This is a genomic window from Pseudomonas sp. ANT_J12, assembly GCF_008370045.1.
Taxonomy (GTDB): domain Bacteria; phylum Pseudomonadota; class Gammaproteobacteria; order Pseudomonadales; family Pseudomonadaceae; genus Aquipseudomonas.
This window is the reverse complement of record NZ_VOBN01000021.1, coordinates 56,317-72,017: the sequence shown is the minus strand read 5'-3', so window position 1 is coordinate 72,017 and position 15,701 is coordinate 56,317. Positions and strand designations below refer to the sequence as shown.

Below are 15,701 nucleotides of genomic sequence, written 5' to 3'. Positions count from 1 at the left end.
CGCCCATGGTTGATCATTCAATGCAATCCTCCTCCCGTAGTCCCCGTCGCTGGCTGCTCGGCCTGCTTGTCCTGTTGGTCGTCGCTGGCGTGTGCTGGAAATTCTGGCCAGCCGGCACCGAGCATAAAACGGGCGAAAAGCCGAAAGCCGTTGCCGGGCATACGGGCAAGTCCGGGGGCATGCGTCCGGGCTTTGGCGGCGCGACCGGGCCGATCCCGGTGCGGGTGGCCCCGGCGGTCAAGGGTGACTTCCCGCTGTATTACAAGGCGCTGGGCACGGTCACGGCGCTCAACACCATCAATGTTCGCAGCCGCGTGGCCGGCGAGTTGATGAAGATTGCCTTCGAGGAAGGGCAGGTGGTCAAGGCCGGGGACTTGCTGGCCGAGATCGACCCGCGTCCTTACCAGAACGCCTTGCTTCAGGCCGAAGGCACCTTGCTGCAAAACCAGGCGCAACTGAAAAACGCCCAGGTCGACGTCGAGCGCTATCGCGGTCTGTTTAAAGAAGACAGCATCGCCAAGCAGACCCTCGACACCGCCGAAGCACTGGTCGGCCAATACCTGGGCACGGTCAAGACCAACCAGGCGGCGGTCAACGACGCCAAGCTCAATCTCGAATTCACCAAGATCCGCGCGCCGATCACCGGGCGTGTCGGTTTGCGTCAGCTCGACGTCGGCAACCTCGTCGCCGCCAACGACACCACCGCGCTGGCGATCATCACCCAGACCCAACCGATCAGCGTCGTTTTCACCCTGCCGGAAAACAGCCTCGACACCGTGCTCGCCCGTTACCACTCCGGCGCCAAATTGCCGGTCGAAGCGTGGGACCGTGGTGACATGAAAATCCAGGCCAGCGGCGTACTGCAGAGCCTGGACAACCAGATCGACGTCACCACCGGTACCCTGAAATTCAAGGCCCGCTACGATAACCGCGATCAAGCGTTGTTCCCCAATCAGTTCGTCAACGTGCACCTGCTGGCCGACACCCTCAAAGACGTGGTGCTCGCGCCCTCGGCGGCGATCCAGTTCGGCACCAACGGCACCTTCGTCTACGCCATGGACGGGGACAACAAGGTCAAGATTCGTCAACTGAAAGTCGGCGCCAGCGACGGTGACAACACCGTCATCACCGAAGGCCTGGCCGTCGGTGATCGCGTGGTCCTGGAAGGCACCGACCGCCTCAAGGAAGGCAGTGAAGTGGAAGTGGTCAACGACAGCCAGGATGTGCCGACCACCCCGACCGAACACCTGCAAGGCAAATCCGCGGCGAAAACCACTGAAGCGACCGCCAATGACAAGGTGAAGAAGGGCGCATGAACATCTCGCGGCTGTTCATCCTTCGCCCGGTCGCCACGACCCTGAGCATGCTCGCCATTATTCTGGCCGGCATCATCGCTTACCGTTTGCTGCCGGTGTCGGCGTTGCCCCAGGTCGATTACCCGACCATCCGCGTCATGACCCTCTATCCCGGCGCCAGCCCGGACGTGATGACCAGCGCCGTAACCGCGCCCCTTGAGCGCCAGTTCGGGCAAATGCCGGGCCTGACGCAAATGGCCTCCACCAGCTCGGGCGGCGCCTCGGTACTGACCCTGCGCTTCAGCCTCGACATCAACATGGATGTCGCCGAGCAACAGGTGCAAGCCGCGATCAACGCCGCGACCAACCTGCTGCCCAAGGACCTGCCGGCACCGCCGGTGTACAACAAGGTCAACCCGGCGGACACCCCGGTGCTGACCCTCGCCATCACCTCCAAAACCATGCTGTTGCCCAAGCTCAATGACTTGGTCGATACCCGCATGGCGCAGAAAATCGCCCAGATCAGTGGCGTCGGCATGGTCAGCATCGCCGGCGGCCAGCGTCAGGCGGTGCGAATCAAGGTCAACCCCGAGGCCCTGGCGGCCAATGGCTTGAACCTGTCCGACGTTCGCACCCTCGTCGGTGCTTCCAACGTCAACCAGCCCAAAGGTAACTTCGACGGCCCGACCCGGGTGTCGATGCTCGACGCCAACGACCAACTGACCTCGCCCAAGGACTACGCCAACCTGATCCTGGCCTACGCCAACGGCGCGCCGTTGCGGCTCAAGGACGTGGCGGAAATCGTTGATGGCGCCGAGAACGAACGCCTGGCCGCTTGGGCCAATGAAAACCAGGCCGTGCTGCTGAACATCCAGCGCCAGCCCGGGGCCAATGTCATCGAGGTGGTGGACCGGATCAAGGCGTTGCTGCCGAGCATCACCGACAACCTGCCGGCCGGCCTCGACGTCACCGTCCTGACCGACCGCACCCAGACCATCCGCGCCTCCGTGACGGACGTGCAACACGAACTGCTGATCGCCATCGCCCTGGTGGTGATGGTGACGTTCCTGTTCCTGCGCCGCGCCAGCGCGACCATCATTCCGTCGGTGGCCGTGCCGCTGTCGCTGATCGGCACGTTTGGCGTGATGTACCTCGCGGGGTTCTCGGTCAACAACCTGACCCTGATGGCCCTGACCATCGCCACCGGTTTTGTGGTGGACGATGCCATCGTGATGCTGGAGAACATTTCCCGATACATCGAGGAGGGCGACAGTCCTCTGCAAGCGGCACTCAAGGGCGCCAAGCAGATCGGCTTCACCCTGATTTCCCTGACCCTGTCGCTGATTGCGGTACTGATCCCGCTGCTGTTCATGGCCGACGTGGTCGGGCGCCTGTTCCGCGAGTTCGCCATCACGTTGGCGGTGGCGATCCTGATTTCCCTCGTGGTGTCCCTGACCCTGACGCCGATGATGTGCGCGCGGCTGCTCAAGCGGGAACCGAAGGAAGAAGAACAGGGCCGTTTCTACCGGGCCAGCGGCGCGACCATCGACTGGATGATCGCCGCCTACGGGCGCAAATTGCAGTGGGTGCTCAAGCACCAGCCGCTGACCTTGCTGGTGGCCATCGCCACCCTCGGCCTGACCGTGTTCCTTTATATGGTGGTGCCCAAGGGCTTCTTCCCGGTGCAGGACACCGGGGTGATCCAGGGCATTTCCGAGGCGCCGCAGTCGATTTCCTTTGCGGCGATGAGCGAGCGCCAGCAGGAACTGGCCAAAGTCATCCTGGCCGATCCATCGGTGGAAAGCCTGTCGTCCTACATCGGCGTAGACGGTGACAACTCGACGCTCAACAGCGGTCGCATGCTGATCAACCTCAAGCCCCACAACGCCCGGGACCTCAGTGCGACCAAGATCATTGCCCGACTGCAACCGGAAGTGGACAAACTGGTCGGCATTCGCCTGTTCATGCAACCGGTGCAAGACCTGACCATCGAGGACCGAGTCAGCCGCACGCAGTACCAGTTCAGCATGTCGTCGCCGGACTCGGAGTTGCTCAGCCTGTGGAGCAGCCGTCTGGTCCAAGCCCTGGCCCAGCGCCCGGAATTGACCGACGTCGCCAGCGATCTGCAAGACAAGGGGTTGCAGGTGTACCTGGTGATCGACCGCGATGCGGCGTCCCGGGTCGGGGTGTCGGTGTCGAACATCACCGATGCGCTGTACGACGCCTTCGGCCAGCGGCAGATTTCCACGATTTACACCCAGGCCAGCCAGTATCGCGTGGTCCTGCAATCCCAGTCCGGCGAGAAAATCGGCCCGGACGCGCTGAACCAGATTCACGTCAAGACCACCGATGGCGGTCAGGTGCGCCTGTCCAGTCTCGCCCATGTCGAACAACGCCAGACGCAATTGGCGATCACCCACATCGGCCAGTTCCCGGCGGTGATGATGTCGTTCAACCTGGCGCCCGGCGTGGCGCTGGGGCATGCGGTGGACGTTATCGACCAGGTGCAGAAGGACATCGGCATGCCGATTGGCGTGCAGACCCAGTTCCAGGGCGCGGCCGAAGCGTTCCAGGCGTCGCTGTCGAGCACTTTGCTGCTGATCCTGGCGGCGGTGGTGACCATGTACATCGTGCTCGGCGTGCTCTACGAGAGCTACATTCACCCGATCACCATCCTCTCGACCTTGCCCTCGGCGGCGGTCGGTGCATTGCTGGCGCTGCTGCTGACCGGCAACGACCTGGGGATGATCGCGATCATCGGCATCATCTTGCTGATCGGCATCGTGAAAAAGAACGCGATCATGATGATCGACTTCGCCCTCGACGCTGAGCGCAATCAGGGCATGGCGCCGGAGCAAGCGATCTATCAAGCGGCGTTGCTGCGGTTCCGGCCAATCCTGATGACCACCCTGGCGGCGTTGTTCGGCGCGGTGCCGTTGATGCTCGCTACCGGTTCGGGCGCGGAATTGCGTCAACCGCTGGGCCTGGTGATGGTTGGCGGGTTGCTGGTGAGTCAGGTGCTGACCTTGTTCACTACGCCAGTGATTTACCTGTATTTCGATCGGTTGGGACGCCGCTTTGGCAAGACCGAGTCGAAAGAGGTGGTGGTATGACGCCGGTCAGCTGCAAGTTTCAAGCGGCAAGCGGCAAGTTAAAGCCTGCGCACGGCCTGCTTTTCTCTTGCAGCTTATGGCTTGAAGCTTGGAGCTGTCGTCCATGAATCTCTCAGGACCGTTCATCAAACGTCCCGTGGCAACCATGCTGCTTTCGTTGGCGATCATGCTGCTGGGCGGCGTAAGTTTCGGCCTGTTGCCGGTGTCGCCGCTGCCGCAGATGGACTTCCCGGTGATCGTGGTCCAGGCCAGCCTGCCCGGCGCCAGCCCGGAGGTAATGGCTTCGACCGTGGCCACGCCGCTGGAACGTTCCTTCGGCGCCATCGCCGGGGTCAACACCATGAGCAGCCGCTCCAGCCAGGGCTCGACCCGGGTGATTTTGCAGTTCGACCTCGACCGCGACATCAACGGTGCGGCGCGGGAAGTGCAAGCGGCGATCAACGCCTCGCGCAACCTGCTGCCCAGCGGTATGCGCAGCATGCCGACCTATAAGAAGGTCAACCCGTCGCAAGCGCCGATCATGGTCTTGTCCCTGACCTCGGATGTACTGGAAAAAGGCCAGCTCTACGACTTGGCCTCGACGATCCTGTCCCAGAGCCTGTCCCAGGTGCAGGGCGTGGGCGAAGTGCAGATCGGCGGCAGCTCGCTGCCAGCGGTGCGCATCGAACTCGAACCCCAGGCGCTGAACCAGTACGGCGTGGCCCTGGACGATGTGCGCAACACCATCGCCAATGCCAACGTGCGCCGGCCGAAAGGTTCGGTCGAGGACGACCAGCGTCTGTGGCAGGTGCAGGCCAACGATCAACTGGAAAAGGCCAAGGACTACGAGTCGCTGATCATCCACTACAACAACGGCGCGGCCCTGCGCCTGAAGGATGTGGCCACGGTCAGCGACGGCGTCGAGGACCGCTACAACAGCGGTTTCTTCAACAATGATGCGGCGGTGCTGCTGGTGATCAACCGCCAGGCCGGCGCCAACATCATCGAAACGGTCAACGAGATCAAGGCGCAGTTGCCGGCGTTGCAGGCGGTGTTGCCGGCCAGCGTCAAGCTGAACCTGGCCATGGACCGTTCGCCGGTGATCAAGGCGACGTTGCATGAAGCGGAAATGACCCTGCTGATCGCCGTGGCGCTGGTGATTCTGGTGGTGTTCCTGTTCCTCGGTAACTTCCGCGCCTCGCTGATTCCGACGCTGGCGGTGCCCGTGTCGCTGGTCGGCACCTTCGCGGTGATGTACCTCTACGGGTTTTCCCTGAACAACCTGTCGCTGATGGCGCTGATCCTCGCCACCGGGCTGGTGGTGGACGACGCCATCGTGGTGCTGGAGAACATTTCCCGGCACATCGACAAAGGCGTGCCGCCGATGAAAGCGGCGTACCTCGGGGCCCAGGAAGTCGGGTTCACCTTGCTGTCGATGAACGTGTCGCTGGTGGCGGTGTTCCTGTCGATCCTGTTTATGGGCGGGATCATCGAAAGCCTGTTCCGCGAGTTTTCCATCACCCTGGCGGCGTCCATCGTCGTCTCGCTGATCGTGTCGTTGACCCTGACCCCGATGCTTTGCGCCCGTTGGCTCAAGCCGCATACGCCGGGCCAGGAAAACCGTCTGCAACGCTGGAGCCAGCGCGCCAACGACTGGATGGTCGGCAAGTACGCCACCAGCCTCGATTGGGTGCTGCGTCACCGCCGCCTGACCTTGCTCAGCCTGATCGTGACCATCGGCGTCAACGTTGCGCTGTACGTGGTGGTGCCGAAAACCTTCATGCCGCAGCAGGACACCGGACAGTTGATCGGTTTTGTGCGCGGCGACGACGGCCTGTCGTTCAGCGTGATGCAGCCGAAGATGGAAGTCTTCCGCCGTGCCGTGCTCAAGGACGATGCGGTGCAGAGCGTGGCCGGGTTCATCGGCGGCACCAACGGCACCAACAACGCCTTTATGCTGGTGCGCCTGAAACCGATCAAGGAGCGCAATATTTCCGCGCAGAAGGTGATCGAACGCCTGCGCAAGGAAATGCCCAAGGTCGCCGGCGCGCAGTTGATGTTGATGGCGGATCAGGACCTGCAATTTGGCGGCGGGCGTGAGCAGACCACTTCGCAATATTCCTACATCCTGCAAAGCGCCGATCTGGGTTCGTTGCGCGAGTGGTACCCGAAAGTCGTCACCGCGCTGCGGGCCTTGCCTGAGCTGACGGCGATTGATGCTCGCGAGGGGCGCGGCGCGCAACAAGTGACGCTGATCGTCGACCGCGATCAGGCCAAGCGCCTGGGGGTGGACATGGACATGGTCACCGCCGTGTTGAACAACGCCTACAGCCAGCGGCAGATTTCGACGATCTACGACAGCCTCAACCAGTATCAGGTGGTGATGGAGGTCAATCCGAAATACGCCCAGGACCCGATCACCCTCAAGCAGGTTCAGGTGATCACCGCCGATGGTGCGCGGATTCCGCTCTCGACCATTGCCCACTACGAAAACAGCCTGGAAGACGACCGGGTCAGCCACGAAGGCCAGTTCGCGTCCGAGAGCATTTCGTTCGACATGGCCGAAGGGGTCACGGTGGAGCAGGGCACGGCGGCCATCGAGCGGGCGATTGCCAAGCTCGGCATGCCGGAAGACGTGATCGTGAAAATGGCCGGCACCGCCGACGCCTTTGCCGCGACCCAGAAGAGTCAGCCGTTCATGATTCTCGGCGCGTTGGTGGCGGTGTATCTGGTGTTGGGCGTGTTGTATGAAAGCTACATTCACCCGCTGACCATTCTGTCGACGCTGCCGTCGGCCGGGGTCGGCGCCTTGTTGTCGATCTATGCCTTGGGCGGGGAGTTCAGCCTGATCTCGCTGTTGGGGCTGTTCCTGCTGATCGGCGTGGTGAAGAAAAACGCGATCCTGATGATCGACTTGGCGTTGCAGTTGGAGCGGCATCAGGGCATGACGCCGCTGGATTCGATTCGCAGCGCCTGTCTGCAACGGCTGCGGCCGATTCTGATGACCACGCTGGCGGCGATTCTCGGCGCGCTGCCGTTGCTGCTCAGTCGTGCCGAGGGCGCGGAAATGCGCCAGCCGCTGGGCCTGACCATCATCGGCGGGCTGATCTTCAGCCAGGTGCTGACCCTCTACACCACCCCGGTGGTTTACCTCTACCTCGACAAACTGCGCCATCGCTTCAATAAATGGCGTGGGATACGTACCGATGCAGCTCTGGAAACTCCGCTATGACTGACCGTTCGCTTATCACTCTGGCTGCACCGATTGCCCTGGCCCGGGGCTCGCGCTTGTTGAGCCTGGCGCTGTGCATGGCCCTGGTCAGCGCCTGCGCCGTCGGCCCGGATTATCAGCGCCCGCACACGGCCGAGATTGCGCAGTACAAGGAAGCCGAGGGCTGGCGTCAGGCCAGTCCCAGCGATGCCCTGGCCCGTGGCGCCTGGTGGGAGTTGTACGGTGACCGCCAGCTCAATGGCCTGGTGGAACAACTCAACAATGCCAACCAGACCGTCGCCCAGGCCGAGGCCCGCTATCGCCAGTCCCAGGCCTTGGTGAAAAGCGCCCGCGCGGCGTTTTACCCGACCGTCGATTTGAGCGCGGGTAAAACCCGTTCCAGTCAGGGTGCCGGCAGCAGCAGTTCCAGCCTGAGCAGTTCCGCCAGCGGGATTCGCAATACCTACACCACCGAATTGGGCGTCAGTTGGGAAGCGGATATCTGGGGCAAGTTGCGCCGCGGGCTGGAAGCCGACACGGCCAGCGCCCAGGCGAGCTTCGCCGATCTGGCGGCCATGCGCCTGAGCCAGCAGTCGGAAATGGTGCAGAACTATTTGCAGTTGCGGGTCATCGACCAGCAGAAGCGTTTGCTCGAATCGACGGTCGCGGCCTATCAACGCTCGCTGCAAATGACCCAGAACCAGTACCGCGCCGGTGTCTCCGGGCGCGATGCGGTGGCCCAGGCCCAGACGCAGCTCAAAAGCACCCAGGCCGATCTGGTGGATCTGATCTGGCAACGGGCGCAGTTCGAAAACGCCATCGCGGTGCTGATCGGCCTGCCACCGGCGCAGTTCAACCTGGCGGAAACCCAGGACATTCCGAAACTGCCGCAAATCCCCCTGAGCCTGCCGTCGCAATTGCTTGAACGCCGGCCGGACATTGCCTCCGCCGAACGCTCGGTGATTGCCGCCAACGCCGAAATTGGCGTGGCGAAAGCCGCGTACTACCCGGACCTGACCCTGAGCCTCAGTGGCGGTTACAGCAGCAGTACGTCGAGCAACCTGATCAGCTTGCCGAACCGCTTCTGGTCGGTGGGGCCAAAACTGGACTTGCCGTTGTTCGACGGTGGCGCGCGCTCGGCGGAAGTCGACCGCAACGAAGCGGTCTACGACGAAACCGTGGCCAAGTACCGCCAGACCGTGCTCGATGGCTTCCGCGAAGTGGAAAACTACCTGGTGCAACTCAAGGTGTTCGAAGACGAAGCGGCGGTGCGTCAGGAAGCACTGGACGCGGCGCGCGACTCCCTGCGCCTGACCGAAAACCAGTACAAGGCCGGTTTGATTGCCTATCTGGACGTGGTAGTGGTGCAAGCCACGGCGTTGAACAACGAACAAAGCGTGTTGAACGTGTTGCAGAGCCGGTTGATTGCCAGCGTGCAGTTGATTGCGGCGTTGGGCGGTGGGTGGGATGGGGAGTTGCAGGTGAGTGACAAGGAATAACCTGCATGCTGATCGTTCCCACGCTCTGCGTGGGAATGCATCACGTGACGCTCTGCGTCACATCCAGAGCCGAACGCGGAGCGTCCGTGGCGGCATTCCCACGCAGAGCGTGGGAACGATCAAACGCGGACCTTCAGATCGCCACAATGATCGCGTTGAAACTCCGATTTTTGCTGTCAAACAAGCGTTTCATCGGCTTGATGGCCATTTGATAATTTTGTCAGTGCGTTCTTCCGCGCATTCAGTACAATCGCCGACTTTGCCCCCCGAGAATGGATGCAGTACGCAGGGGCAGTCACGAGAAATCCCATGCTCATCGGCACCTATTCCCCTACGCTGGTTTTCATCTCGCTGTGCGTGGCGATCCTCGCTTCGTACACCGCCCTTGACCTGACCGGCCGGATCGCCACCACCAAGGGCCGCGCCGTCCACCTGTGGACCGCCGGCGGGGCGGTGGCCATGGGCATTGGCGTGTGGTCGATGCATTTCATCGGCATGCTCGCGTTCAAATTACCCATCGACCTGGGCTATGACCTCAGCCTGACCGTGCTCTCGCTGGCCATTGCCATCCTCTCTTGCGGATTTGCCCTGTGGCTGGTCAGCCAGCCGAAGCTGCCGGGCTGGCAACTGGCGTTCGGCGCGCTGGTGATGGGCGCCGGGATCAGCGCCATGCATTACACCGGCATGGCCGCCATGCTGATGGTGCCGGGCATCGATTACGACCCGACGCTGTTCGGCGCCTCGCTGCTGATTGCCGTCGGTGCGTCCGCCGCAGCGTTGTGGATTGCCTTCCGCCTGCGCCAGCACACGCCTTACGTGGGCCTGATCCGTGGCGGTGCCGCGGTGATCATGGGCTTCGCCATCGTCGGCATGCACTACACCGGCATGGCGGCGGCGCGTTTTCCGGACGGCAGTTTCTGCAGCGCGGCCCTCAATGGCTTGAGCGGTAAAGGCCTGGACAACCTGGTGCTGATCACCACCCTCGCGGTGTTGAGCATTGCCTTGCTGACCTCGATTCTCGATGCACGCCTGGAGGCGCGCACCGCTGATCTTGCGCGCTCGCTGACCGAGGCCAACCGCGAACTCACCCAATTGGCCTTGCACGACACCCTGACCGGCCTGCCGAACCGCACGTTGCTGGCGGATCGCATCGACCTGGCCATGTCCAAGGTGCAAGAGCAGGGCGGTTGTTTTGCGCTGATGTTCATCGATCTGGACGGCTTCAAACCGGTCAACGATGCCTTCGGCCACCACATGGGTGATCAGTTGCTGCGCGAAGTCAGCCTGCGACTGCGCGAAGATTTGCGCAGCCAGGACACGTTGGCGCGGATCGGCGGCGACGAATTCGTGCTGCTGGTGCGCCTGAGCGAGCCCAACGATGCACTGAACCTGGCGGCGCGTCAGGTCAGCCTGATCGCGCGCTCGTTCCGGGTCGCCGAGCATGACTTGCAGATCTCCGCCAGCGTCGGCATCGCGCTGTATCCGGGCAATGGCCAGACCGCCCAGGAACTGCTGATGAACGCCGACGCCGCGATGTACCACGCCAAGGGCGCAGGCAAAAACGGTCACAGCTTCTTCGACGCCTCGATGAACAGCAACGCCCGCAAGCAACTGCAACTGCTGCAAGACCTGCGCGCCGCGTTGGAACATCAACAATTCAGTCTGTATTACCAACCCAAGTTCGACGCCAGCAATGGGCGTCCGGTCGGCGCCGAGGCCTTGCTGCGCTGGCAGCACCCGACCCAGGGCATGTTGCTGCCGGACAAGTTCATCGAACTGGCGGAAAAGACCGGGCTGATCATTCCTATCGGCGAGTGGGTGCTCAACGAAGCCTGCCGGCAGATGCGCGAATGGTATGTGCTCGGCTACACCGACTGGCGCATCGCGGTGAATCTCTCGGCCTTGCAGTTCTGCCACGCCGGCCTGGTCCAGAGCGTGGCCAAGGCCTTGGCCACGCACCATTTGCCGGCCAACAGCCTGACCCTGGAAATCACCGAAACCACCGCCATGAGCGACGCCGATGCGAGCATGACCGTGTTGCAGGAACTGTCGGAAATGGGCGTCGATTTGTCCATTGATGACTTCGGCACCGGTTATTCGAGCTTGATGTACCTCAAGCGTTTGCCGGCTAACGAGCTGAAGATTGACCGCGGCTTTGTCCGGGATCTGGAGCATGACAGCGATGACGCGGCCATCGTTTCGGCGATTGTGGCGCTGGGCCAGGCGCTGGGTTTGCGGATCGTGGCGGAAGGCGTGGAGACCGGTGTGCAGCAGGACTTTCTGACGAAGTTGGGGTGTGATTCGTTGCAGGGTTATTTGCTCGGGCACCCGCTGCCGGCGGAGCGTTTTATGGTCGATATTGTTCGGGGTGAACAGCTGGCGGCGGGCTGATAGATCCTGCCTGGAGTGGGGTAGAAACCTGTGGCGAGGGAGCTTGCTCCCGCTGGGCCGCGCAGCGGCCCCCAAAAACAGGGACTGCTGCGCAGTCCAGCGGGAGCAAGCTCCCTCGCCACAGAAAAGCACTTCGCCACCTATCTGCATCGTCACCCCGATAGATGCAGGTCATGCAAAACCCGCCAATGGCGGTTATTCTTGCCCCCGACTGCTTAAGCTCGAAACGGGGGAACATCAGCATGGAAAAAGTCATTGTCATCACCGGCGGCAGCCGCGGGATTGGCGCGGCCACGGCGCTGTTGGCCGCGGAACAGGGCTACCGGATCTGTATCAACTATCAGGCTGATGAACAGGCTGCCCAACATGTGCTGGAGCAAGTCCGCGCCCTCGGCGCCCAGGCCATTACCGTGCGCGCCGACGTCAGCATCGAAGACGAAGTGGTTGCCCTGTTCCACCGCGTCGACACCGAGTTGGGCCGGGTCACCGCCCTGGTGAACAACGCCGGCACCGTCGGGCACAAATCCCGGATCGACGAAATGTCCGAATTTCGCATTCTCAAAACCCTCAAGACCAACGTCCTGGCGCCGATCCTTTGCGCCAAGCACGCGATCTTGCGCATGTCGCCCAAGCATGGCGGGCAGGGTGGCAGCATCGTCAATGTGTCTTCAGTCGCTTCGCGCCTGGGCTCGCCCAACGAGTACGTGGATTACGCCGCCTCAAAAGGTGCGCTGGACAGCTTCACCATCGGCCTGTCGAAGGAAGTGGCGGGCGAGGGGATTCGTGTCAACGCCGTGCGCCCCGGTTTTATCTACACTGATTTCCACGCGCTGAGCGGCGATCCGGATCGGGTCAGCAAGCTGGAGTCGGCCATCCCGATGGCCCGGGGTGGGCGGCCGGATGAAGTGGCCGAGGCGATTGTGTGGTTGTTGTCGGACAAGGCTTCGTATGCGACCGGGACGTTTGTGGATTTGGGTGGCGGACGCTAACCGCTAACCGCTGATCGTTCCCACGCTCTGCGTGGGAATGCATCCCGTGACGCTCCGCGTCACATCCAGAGCCGAACGCGGAGCGTCCGTGGCGGCATTCCCACGCAGAGCGTGGGAACGATCAGGCGGGGCGCGTGGGAACGATCACGCGATCACTGTCAGAACGACCGGACAATCCTGCCCAACGTCTCCATCGCTTTCTCCGACGCCTCATCCCACGGGCTGCCGTAGTTCAAGCGAATGCAATTCCTGAAGCGCTGGGTCGGTGAAAAAATCGGCCCCGGCGCGATGCTGATCCCTTGGGCCAGCGCCATCTGGAACAACTTCAACGAATCCATCTGCGGTGGCAGTTCCAGCCACAAAAAGTAGCCGCCGGCCGGTTGGCTGACGCGGGTCTGCGCCGGGAAGTAGCGGGCGATGGCGGCGAGCATGGCGCTTTGCTGTTCTTCCAGAGCGTAACGCAGTTTGCGCAGGTGACGGTCGTAGCCGCCGTGTTGCAGGTAATCGGCGATGGCGGCCTGGGCCGGCATTGAGGCGCAGAGCGAGGTCATGAGTTTCAGCCGTTCGATTTTTTGCGCGTAACGCCCGGCGGCGACCCAGCCGATGCGGTAGCCGGGGGCCAGGCTCTTGGCGAACGAACCGCAATGCATCACCAGGCCTTCGGTATCAAAGGCCTTGGCCGGTTTCGGCGCTTGCTGGCCGTAATAGAGTTCGGCGTAGACGTCGTCCTCGATCAGCGGCACTTGATGGCTGCGCAACAATTCCACCAATTCCTGCTTCTTCGCCTCGGGCATGGTCGCGCCCATCGGGTTTTGGAAACTGGTCATGCACCAGCAGGCCTTGATCGGGTGGCGCTCCAGGGTTTGCGCGAGCACGCCCAGGTCAATGCCGTCGCGCGGGTGCACCGGGATTTCCACCGCTTTGAGCTTCAGGCGTTCCAGCACTTGCAGGCTGGCGTAGAACGCCGGGGCTTCGATGGCCACCAGGTCGCCGGGTTCGGTGACGGCTTGCAGGCACAGGTTCAAGGCCTCCAGCGCACCGTTGGTGATCAGCAGTTCTTCCATGGGCAGCATCAGCCCGCCGACCATGTAACGCAGGGCGATTTGCCGGCGCAGCTGCGGGTTGCCCGGCGACATGTCGGTGACCACCATGCGCGGGTCCATCTCCCGGGCGGCGCTGGCCAGGGAGCGGGACAGGCGTTGCAGCGGGAACAGGGTCGGGCTGGGGAAGGCGGAGCCGAACGGGACGGTGGTCGGGTCCTTGATCGAGTCGAGGACCGAGAACACCAGTTCGCTGACGTCGACTTCGGTGGACTCGTTGACCTGGCTGCTGATCACCGGCTCCGAAAACGGGCTCGGGGCGTGGGTGTTGACGAAGTAACCGGAGCGCGGCCGGGCCCGGATCAGGCCGCGACGCTCCAGCAGGTAATACGCCTGGAACACCGTGGACGGGCTGACCCCGTAAGTCTGGCTGGCGTAGCGCACCGACGGCACGCGCTGGCCGGGGCCAAGGACCCCGGAGCGGATCAGTTCAGCGATGTCATCGGCGAATTTTTCGTAGCGTTTCATCGAGTGCCTGGATTGAAGTTATTTATGTGGTGCTCATTTGTGGCGAGGGGCTTGCCCCCGTTCGGCTGCGAAGCAGTCGTAAATCAAGCCGCGCGATATTTCTGAAGAAATGCAGGGGGCCGCTTCGCGACCCAACGGGGGCAAGCCCCCTCGCCACAATGGCCGGCATCTTAACGGCTCAACGATTCATCGGCGCAACAAACCGGCTCTTCGCCACGCTGTAGATGTCGGGTTCGTCGCTGTCGACAATCTTGAAGCTGATGGTCTGCGAGCTGCTGCTCGGCCGTTCCGTGGTCATGGCCACCGACAGCGGCACATCGACAATCTCACCCGGCGCCAGGCTCAACTCCGTCTTGCCTTGCAGCTGGAAGCCCTCGCCATCCACCAGGCTCAGACGGTAATCCTGGCGCTGCTGGGTCTTGTTGATGACTTTGAGGCTGTAGATGTTCTCGATCAGGCCTTCGCTGTTTTCACGGTACATGCCCCGGTCCTTGGTGACGTCCAGCGACACCATTGGCCGTTCCACCAACGCCAGGGCCAGCGCGCCGATCATGATCAGCAGCACCGCCGTGTAGCCAATCAACCGTGGCCGCAGCAGATGGGTCTTGCCACCCTGCAATTCATGTTCGGAGGTGTAGCTGATCAGCCCGCGAGCGTAGCCCATTTTGTCCATGATCGAATCGCAGGCGTCGATGCACGCCGCGCAGCCGATGCATTCCATTTGCAAGCCGTCGCGGATGTCGATGCCGGTCGGGCAGACCTGCACGCAGACCTGGCAGTCGATGCAGTCGCCGAGGCCGACGTCGGCCGGTTTCACCTCGCGTTTGCGCGGGCCACGGTTTTCGCCACGGGCCACGTCGTAGGAAATGGTCAGGGTGTCCTTGTCGAACATCACGCTCTGGAACCGCGCATACGGGCACATGTGCATGCACACCGCTTCACGCAGCCAACCGGCGTTGATGTAGGTGGCGCCGGTGAAGAAGATCACCCAGAACAGACTGACCCCGGCCATTTGCAGGGTCAGCAGTTCTTCGGCCAAGGGGCGGATTGGTGTGAAGTAACCGACAAAGGTCAGGCCGGTGAGCAGGCTGATGGCCAGCCACAATGTGTGTTTGGCCGAGCGCCGTAGCAGCTTGTTCAGGCCCCAGGGCGCGGCTTGTAGCTTGATCCGCTGGTTGCGCTCGCCTTCGGTGATCTTCTCGCACCACATGAAAATCCAGGTCCAGGAGCTTTGCGGGCAGGTGTAGCCGCACCAGACCCGCCCGGCAAACACGGTGATCGCAAACAGGCCGAACGCGGCAATGATCAGCAACGCCGACAGCAGGATGAAATCCTGGGGCCAGAAGGTCGCGCCAAAAATGTGGAATTTGCTTTCGGACAAATCCCAGAGCACCGCCTGGCGGCCGCCCCAGTTCAGCCACACCGTGCCGAAGAAGGCGAGGAACAGGAAACCGGCACCGCTCATGCGCAAGGTACGGTACAGGCCGGTGAAGCTGCGGGTGTGGATCAGGTTGTCGCTGGATTTGACCTTCATCTTTGGGCGTGAAGGTTCATAGGTCTCTACGGTTCGGACGGGGATTCTCTCGCTCATGGTCGTTCGCTCATCAGCCTCCATCAGGCCGGTGCACTATGAGCGTCGATCTGTTTGCATAACAG

9 protein-coding genes are annotated in these 15,701 nt (G+C 62.3%); 7 read left to right on the top strand and 2 right to left on the bottom strand.

Going from position 1 to position 15,701, the window contains the following annotated elements:
* Nucleotides 1-5: 5 nt before the first annotated feature.
* The 7 genes from FQ192_RS28325 (at nt 6) to FQ192_RS28295 (ending at nt 12,477) form a co-directional block, all read left to right on the top strand.
* The gene (locus FQ192_RS28325; protein WP_149661482.1) at nt 6-1,316 is read left to right on the top strand and encodes an MdtA/MuxA family multidrug efflux RND transporter periplasmic adaptor subunit; all 1,311 of its coding nucleotides are present in this window, start codon (nt 6-8) and stop codon (nt 1,314-1,316) included.
* Nucleotides 1,313-4,408 (top strand): MdtB/MuxB family multidrug efflux RND transporter permease subunit, encoded by a 3,096-nt coding sequence (locus tag FQ192_RS28320; RefSeq protein WP_149661481.1) that lies wholly within the window; start codon nt 1,313-1,315, stop codon nt 4,406-4,408. Before FQ192_RS28325 ends, FQ192_RS28320 begins: the two co-directional genes overlap by 4 nt.
* A gap of 103 nt (nt 4,409-4,511) precedes the next feature.
* Nucleotides 4,512-7,619, top strand: a complete 3,108-nt coding sequence (locus FQ192_RS28315) for an efflux RND transporter permease subunit (RefSeq protein WP_149661480.1) — start codon at nt 4,512-4,514, stop codon at nt 7,617-7,619.
* Nucleotides 7,616-9,097, top strand: a complete 1,482-nt coding sequence (locus FQ192_RS28310; protein WP_149661479.1) for an efflux transporter outer membrane subunit — start codon at nt 7,616-7,618, stop codon at nt 9,095-9,097. The genes FQ192_RS28315 and FQ192_RS28310 overlap by 4 nt, the downstream gene beginning before the upstream one ends.
* 5 nt (nt 9,098-9,102) lie before the next feature.
* Nucleotides 9,103-9,309, top strand: coding sequence for a hypothetical protein (locus FQ192_RS34115; RefSeq protein ID WP_178129261.1), 207 nt, complete (start codon nt 9,103-9,105; stop codon nt 9,307-9,309).
* Nucleotides 9,310-9,406: 97 nt separating this feature from the next.
* A complete protein-coding gene (locus FQ192_RS28305; protein ID WP_149661478.1) occupies nt 9,407-11,488 on the top strand; it encodes a bifunctional diguanylate cyclase/phosphodiesterase in 2,082 nt (693 codons plus the stop codon).
* A 242-nt stretch (nt 11,489-11,730) separates the two neighbouring features.
* Nucleotides 11,731-12,477, top strand: a complete 747-nt coding sequence (locus FQ192_RS28295; protein ID WP_149661476.1) for an SDR family oxidoreductase — start codon at nt 11,731-11,733, stop codon at nt 12,475-12,477.
* A 158-nt stretch (nt 12,478-12,635) separates the two neighbouring features.
* Here FQ192_RS28295 and mapR read toward each other — a convergent pair whose 3' ends face one another.
* Together mapR and ccoG are read right to left on the bottom strand one after the other, a co-directional pair.
* Nucleotides 12,636-14,045, bottom strand: coding sequence for a GntR family transcriptional regulator MpaR (mapR, locus tag FQ192_RS28290; RefSeq protein WP_133839068.1), 1,410 nt, complete (start codon nt 14,043-14,045; stop codon nt 12,636-12,638).
* A gap of 178 nt (nt 14,046-14,223) precedes the next feature.
* Complete coding sequence (gene ccoG / locus FQ192_RS28285; protein WP_149661475.1) at nt 14,224-15,636, bottom strand: cytochrome c oxidase accessory protein CcoG; 1,413 nt, start codon at nt 15,634-15,636, stop codon at nt 14,224-14,226.
* Nucleotides 15,637-15,701: the final 65 nt, after the last annotated feature.

Excerpts from the sequence above, each read along its gene's own strand:
- FQ192_RS28325 (WP_149661482.1), top strand. The coding sequence starts at position 6 with ATGGTTGATCATTCAATGCAATCCTCCTCCCGTAGTCCCCGTCGCTGG.
- FQ192_RS28305 (WP_149661478.1), top strand. The coding sequence starts at position 9,407 with ATGCTCATCGGCACCTATTCCCCTACGCTGGTTTTCATCTCGCTGTGC.
- ccoG (WP_149661475.1), bottom strand. The coding sequence starts at position 15,636 with ATGAGCGAGAGAATCCCCGTCCGAACCGTAGAGACCTATGAACCTTCA.
- FQ192_RS28320 (WP_149661481.1), top strand. The coding sequence starts at position 1,313 with ATGAACATCTCGCGGCTGTTCATCCTTCGCCCGGTCGCCACGACCCTG.
- FQ192_RS28310 (WP_149661479.1), top strand. The coding sequence starts at position 7,616 with ATGACTGACCGTTCGCTTATCACTCTGGCTGCACCGATTGCCCTGGCC.
- FQ192_RS28295 (WP_149661476.1), top strand. The coding sequence starts at position 11,731 with ATGGAAAAAGTCATTGTCATCACCGGCGGCAGCCGCGGGATTGGCGCG.
- mapR (WP_133839068.1), bottom strand. The coding sequence starts at position 14,045 with ATGAAACGCTACGAAAAATTCGCCGATGACATCGCTGAACTGATCCGC.
- FQ192_RS34115 (WP_178129261.1), top strand. The coding sequence starts at position 9,103 with ATGCTGATCGTTCCCACGCTCTGCGTGGGAATGCATCACGTGACGCTC.
- FQ192_RS28315 (WP_149661480.1), top strand. The coding sequence starts at position 4,512 with ATGAATCTCTCAGGACCGTTCATCAAACGTCCCGTGGCAACCATGCTG.